This window comes from Halorubrum rutilum (assembly GCF_042665015.1).
Classification (GTDB): Archaea; Halobacteriota; Halobacteria; order Halobacteriales; family Haloferacaceae; genus Halorubrum; species Halorubrum rutilum.
In genome coordinates this window covers 1-1,026 of sequence record NZ_JBHTBL010000013.1, presented here as the reverse complement: position 1 = coordinate 1,026, position 1,026 = coordinate 1, and the positions used below count along the sequence as shown (strand labels likewise).

At 65.3% G+C, this 1,026-nt stretch carries 1 protein-coding gene and 1 pseudogene; both read left to right on the top strand.

Translation table 11 applies throughout. From position 1 onward, the window contains the following. Nucleotides 1-91: pseudogene (locus tag ACFQMF_RS14790) on the top strand (cytochrome C oxidase subunit II); the annotation flags it as partial. Then, nucleotides 88-1,026: cbb3-type cytochrome c oxidase subunit I (locus tag ACFQMF_RS14785; RefSeq protein ID WP_379792173.1), on the top strand; the 939-nt coding region annotated here is incomplete at its 3' end. The pseudogene ACFQMF_RS14790 and the gene ACFQMF_RS14785, both read left to right, overlap by 4 nt.

Sequence of the window (1,026 nt, the reverse complement as noted above, 5' to 3'; positions counted from 1 at the left end):
CGGCGCCGGCCACCACGTGATGGAGGGGAAGGTGAACGTCGTCAGCCAGGCCGAGTTCGACGAGCGGAACGACGGGGGTGACGGCGCGTGAGCGAGGCTATCGAGGCCGAGCGCTCCTTTGTCGACGAGTTCCCCGACGAGGCGCGCGTCGTCCGCGCCGCCCTCCTCAGTTCCTTCTTCGCGCTGACGCTCGGCGCGGTCTTCGGGATCGTCCAGACGCTCCACCGGACTGACGTGGCGCGGATCATTCCGTCGACCGACTACTACACCGTACTGACCGCCCACGGCGTCTTCATGGTGATCAGTTTCACGATCTTCTTCCTCGTCGGGCTATTCACGTGGGCGGTGACGCGCAGCCTCAACCGACCACTCATCGACATCCGGATCACGTGGACGTGGTACGCGATCATGGCGGTCGGGATGACGATGACCGGCGTCTCGATCCTCGCCGGCTTTTTCCCCGCGCTCGACATGAGCGCGGACGTCCTGTTCACCTTCTACGCACCGCTGCAGGCGCACCCCCTGTTCTACGCCGGCCTCGCCGTCTTCATCGTCGGCTCATGGATCGCCGGGGCCGACTGGTTCCGGACGTTCCTCGCGTGGCGGCGCGACCACCCCGACGAACGAATCCCGCTGCAGACGTTCATGGTGCTGACGACGATGGCGATGTGGTACATCGCCTCGTCGGCGGTCGCGGCGTCGGTGCTCCTCTTTCTTTTACCGTGGTCGCTCGGCTTCATCGACCAGGTGAACCCGACGCTCACCCGGACGCTGTTCTGGTTCTTCGGCCACCCGGTGGTGTACTTCTGGCTGATGCCGGCGTACCTGCTGTGGTACACTGTCCTCCCGAAGATCGCCGGCGGGCGGCTGTTCAGCGACCCGCTCGCGCGCGTCGTCTTCGTGCTGTTCCTCCTGCTGTCGACCCCGGTCGGGATCCACCACCAGTACCTCGACCCGGGGATCGCGGAGGGGTTCAAGTTCATCTCGATGACGAACACGATGTTCCTGCTGTTGCCGAGCCTGCTC